Here is a 4,552-nt window from a genome sequence, read left to right as displayed (position 1 = left end):
CCCAATTTGGCTGCCGGCGGCCAGCGCCAGGTCGAACAAACGCGGATCGGTCGGCAGCTGCACTGCCTTGTATCCCAATCCCGACGCCCAGACGGCAAGGTGCTCCAGCGAGTCAAACGGTTGCTCTTCGCCCATGAACTGCGCCAGAAAAATGGCCGGGCCGCGGATGGTCTGCATGGCGTTTCCTTTAAGGACTAAAAACGCGAAGGACTAACCGGCTCGCCGGTCGGCCGCTTCGCGCCATGGTTCATGACGACAATTCAGAACGGCGAATCAGGGAAGTAAAACTGCTTGGCGTTCTCTTTGGTGATGAGTACCGACGGGATGATGGTCTTGGGCGGCAAGGCGGCGCCCTTCAGACGCGCTTCGGCGGTCAGCTTGATGGCGTCGTACATGAACTTCGGCGAATACGATACGTCGGCCGTGATCAGCTTGTCGCTGCCGTCCATGATTTTCTTGACTGCGCCTTTGGCGCCGGCGCCGCCGAAGACTTGTTTGATGTCGGTGCGTTTGGCTTGTTCGATGGCCTTCTGCACGCCAATCGCCATGTCGTCGTCCGCCGCCCAGACGGCGTCGATGTGCTTGAAGCGGGTCAGATAATCCTGCATCACCTTGAACGCATCGTCGCGGTTCCAGTTGCCGTATTTGGCATCGAGCACCTTGACGCCCGGATTACTCTTGATGACGGCGCTGAAGGCGTCGAAGCGCTCATTGTCGAGCGTGGTCGGCATGCCGCGCAGGACGACGATATCGCCTTTTCCGTTGAGGTATTTGACGAGGTATTCCGCCGGCAGTTTGCCGAAGGCGGTGTTGTCGCCTGCGATGTAGGCGTTTTGCGCTTCGGTGGTGGTGAGCCCGCGATCGACCACGGTGACGTACACGCCTTTATTCTTGACCTGGGCGACCGGTTGCGTCAGCGATGCGGATTCGATAGGGAAGATCACCAGCGCATTGATCTTGTTGACGGTTAGCATGTCTTGCAGCTGATTCGCCTGCTCCGGCGCGGTGGCGGCGGTTTTGACGATGACTTTCATGTCGGGATGCGCCTTTTCCAGTTCTGCCTTGGCTTGGTTGGCCCACCAGACAATACCTGCCGTGAAGCTGTGCGTGGCGGTTGGGATGGCGACGCCGAGGACCACTTTTTCGGCGGCTTGCACCGCCGTTGTCGCAGTTGCGCCGAGCGCCAGAACACCGGCGCCGATTGCAAGGATGATGCTTTTCATGTTGCTCTCCTCCAGGTGATGGGGCACCGTACGGTTGCCCTTTGAAACGGCAAAAAAGCCGTCGATCTCTTATCTCTCGTGCTTATCTCTTCTTATCTCTCATCCTGCTGCCGGCGGATTCTTGAATTACTTACGGCCGCGCTGCAGGAAAGCCACCGCGATGATCACCATGCCCTGTACTGCTGCATTCAGGTACACGCTGATGATGCTGGTCAGGTTCAGAATATTGCTGATGACAGAAAGCAGGATGGCGCCGATCACGGTGCCGATGATGCGTCCCTCGCCGCCCTTGAGCGCCGTACCGCCGACCACCACTGCTGCGATCGCTTCGAGCTCCCACAGCAAACCGGTGGACGGGGTCGCCGAGCCGAGGCGCGGCACGTACAGCACGGTGGCAATCCCGACGCAGATGCCCACCAGCATGTAGGTAATGATCTTGACCCGCACGACCTGAATCGCTGCATAACGCGCAACCTGTTCGTTGGAGCCGATCGCCTGGACGTGGCGACCGAACGCGGTGCGGTTGAGGATCAGCGCACCGGCCGCCGCCACCAGCAGGAAGACCCAGATCGGCACCGGCACGCCCAGCAGGCTGGTGTAATACACCGGCCCGTAGAGATCAGACAAGGTGCCGTCCAGCGTCAGCGCGCCGCCGTCGGCGAGATAGGTCAGGAAGGCGCGGAAGATGCCCAGCGTACCGAGCGTGACGATAAAGGGTTCGATGTTGCCCTTGGTGATCAGCAAACCGTGGATCAGTCCAAAGACCGCACCCAGCACCAGCGCCATCGCGATACCCAGCACCACGATCGTGATCGGCGCCAGCGTCACTCCCTCCACTCCCGTCATCAGCCGGTTCATCAGGAAAATCATGCAGCCGGCGATCAGCGCCGCCATCGAACCCACCGACAGATCGATGCCGCCGGAGATGATCACAAAGCTCATGCCGACCGCGATGATGCCGATGAAGGCGGTGCGCGTAAGCACGTTCATCATGTTGTCGACGGTGGCGAAATCGCCGTTGAGCAATGTGCCGGCAATGCAGAGCGCCGCCAGGCCGAACACCGGACCGAAGCCCTTGATGCGTTCGCGCCATGCGCGTGCGCCAGATGCCATGCCGGTCCGAGTGAGGGATGGCTTGGCGGGTTCCGCTGCAGTTTCAGTTTCAGTGCGGTCAGTACCTTCAGTGCGTGCCGGTTGCATGAGCGATCAGCTCCTCTTCGGTCAGATGCTCGATGCCGAGCGTGGTTTGCAGGCGACCGTTGCGCATCACCGCAACGCGGTGGCACAGGCCGATCAGTTCCATGAGTTCGGACGAGATCACGATCACGGCGCGGCCTTCCGCCGCCAGGCGATGAATCAGGAAATAGATGTCGCGTTTGGCGCCGACGTCGACGCCGCGTGTCGGCTCGTCCAGCACCACGACTTGCGGATCGGAATGCAGATACTTGGCCAGCGCCAGCTTTTGCTGATTGCCGCCGGACAGCATGCGCGCCTTGCTGTCGAGATCGCGCGTGCGGATATTGAAGGCGCTTGCCGCATCGACCAGGGCCTGCTTCTCCGCATTGACGTCAAGCCATGGCCGCGCATAGCGGTCGATGGTCGACATGGTGAGATTTTCGCGTAACCCGAGATTGACATGCAGGCCCTTGCCCTTGCGATCTTCGCTCAGGTAGGCCATGCCGTGGCGCATGGCGTCGCGCGGATTGCGCAGCGCTACCGGTTTGCCGTGCACGAAGATGGCGCCCGCGCTACGCGCCCGCAGGCCGAACAGCGCTTCGAAAGATTCGGTGCGGCCTGCGCCGACCAGTCCGGCAAAACCGAGAATCTCTCCGGCGCGCACTTCAAAACTGAGTCCATCCGCCCAGCCCGGCACGCACAGATTATCGACCTTGAGCAGCACCGGCGCCTCCGCTGCAGGCGCTTGCCTGGCGGGGAACATGTCGGACAGATCGCGTCCCACCATGAGGTTGGCCATCTGCTGGCGTGTGAGACCTTCGGTCGGTTCGCGCGTGATGAAACGGCCATCGCGCATGACGATGACTTCATCGGTATTGCGTTCGACTTCATCGAGCTTGTGCGAGATGTACAGGATGGTCGTGCCTGCTGCCTTCAGTTGCGCCATGACGGCGAACAGGCGCTCGGTTTCGCTGGACGTCAGCGGCGCGGTCGGCTCGTCCATGATCAGCAGGCGAGCCTGGCGCGACAGCGCACGGGCGATTTCGACCAGCTGCTTTTCGGCCACGATGAGTTGGCTGACTTTGGTGTCTGGATCAAGATCAAGGCCGACCTGCTGCAAATAGTGAGCGGCGTCGCGTCGCATGGCATCGTCATCGAGCAGCCAGCCGCGCGGCCAGTCACACCGCTTCTCGTGGCCGAGGAACATGTTCTGGGCGATCGTCAGGTGCTCCGCCAGGTTGAATTCCTGATGGATCAGCACGATGCCGCAGGCCTCCGCCGCGCGTGAGTCGCTGAACTGATGCGGCTGACCGTCGATCAGCAGAAGTCCGTCGCTGATGGCTTCATAGCCTGCAAGGATTTTCATCAGCGTCGATTTACCGGCGCCGTTCTCGCCCAGCAGGCCGACCACCCGTCCCGGCACGAGATCGAAGCTGATGTCGTGCAACACCCGCACCGGGCCGAAGTCCTTGCAAACATGTTGAAAACTGACGGCAACGCTCATGGCTCAGGTGCTCCCTCGCAAAACCAGCTGATGGTCGAGCAGGACGCCCGGCACCGCGATCTGCGGATCGGCCAGGCGTTGCAACAGCAAGCGCGCGGCGGTTTCGCCGAGAGCGCGCATGGGCTGTGCCACGGTGCTCAGGCCTGGATCAATTTGCGCCGCCACGGCGATATCGTCGAAGCCGATCACCGCGACGTCCTCGGGCACGCGCTTGCCGAGCTGGCGCAAGCCGCTCAGCACGCCGATGGCGAGCGTGTCGGAAACGGCGAAGATCGCCGTCGGTGCATCCGGCTGCGCCATCATTTCCAGCGCAGCCGCGGCGCCGGCTTCGTAGTCCAGGCTTTGTACCGTGCGCCGCCATTGCGGGCGCGCGTCCAGGTCTGCGCCGGCGAGCGCGTCCATATACCCGAGCTGGCGCTGGCGCGCATAGGAATAACGCTCATCCGAATTGATCAGGCCGATGCGCCGATGGCCGCGCGACAGCAAGTGGCCAACCGCGTCGGCTGCGGCGCGACGGTTGTCGATGCCGACATACGGCACCGGCATCGCCGGATCGAATTCGCAGCAGGCCACCCATGGCAAGGTCGCGGCTTCGTTGGCCAGCGCATGCTGGATCGTGTCGGGGTCGAGGCAGATGGCGCCCGACTTT

The 4,552-nt window shown here is 62.0% G+C and carries 4 protein-coding genes and 1 pseudogene; all 5 read right to left on the bottom strand.

Annotated elements, in window-relative coordinates:
• Positions 1-177: pseudogene (locus HLUSI_RS32515) on the bottom strand (sugar phosphate isomerase/epimerase); the annotation flags it as partial.
• Between the two features lie 83 nt (positions 178-260).
• The gene (locus tag HLUSI_RS0108685) at positions 261-1,223 is read right to left on the bottom strand and encodes a substrate-binding domain-containing protein (protein ID WP_016833596.1); all 963 of its coding nucleotides are present in this window, start codon (positions 1,221-1,223) and stop codon (positions 261-263) included.
• Between the two features lie 126 nt (positions 1,224-1,349).
• Complete coding sequence (locus HLUSI_RS0108680; RefSeq protein ID WP_016833595.1) at positions 1,350-2,336, bottom strand: ABC transporter permease; 987 nt, start codon at positions 2,334-2,336, stop codon at positions 1,350-1,352.
• A 67-nt stretch (positions 2,337-2,403) separates the two neighbouring features.
• Positions 2,404-3,903 carry a sugar ABC transporter ATP-binding protein gene (locus HLUSI_RS0108675; protein WP_016833594.1) on the bottom strand — a complete coding sequence of 500 codons (1,500 nt, stop codon included), beginning with the start codon at positions 3,901-3,903 and terminating at the stop codon, positions 2,404-2,406.
• 3 nt (positions 3,904-3,906) lie between these two features.
• On the bottom strand, positions 3,907-4,552 hold a 646-nt coding region (locus HLUSI_RS0108670), incomplete at its 5' end, for a substrate-binding domain-containing protein (protein WP_016833593.1).

This window comes from Herbaspirillum lusitanum P6-12, assembly GCF_000256565.1.
Classification (GTDB): domain Bacteria; phylum Pseudomonadota; class Gammaproteobacteria; order Burkholderiales; family Burkholderiaceae_D; genus Herbaspirillum; species Herbaspirillum lusitanum.
This window is presented reverse-complemented; position numbering and strand designations above follow the sequence as displayed.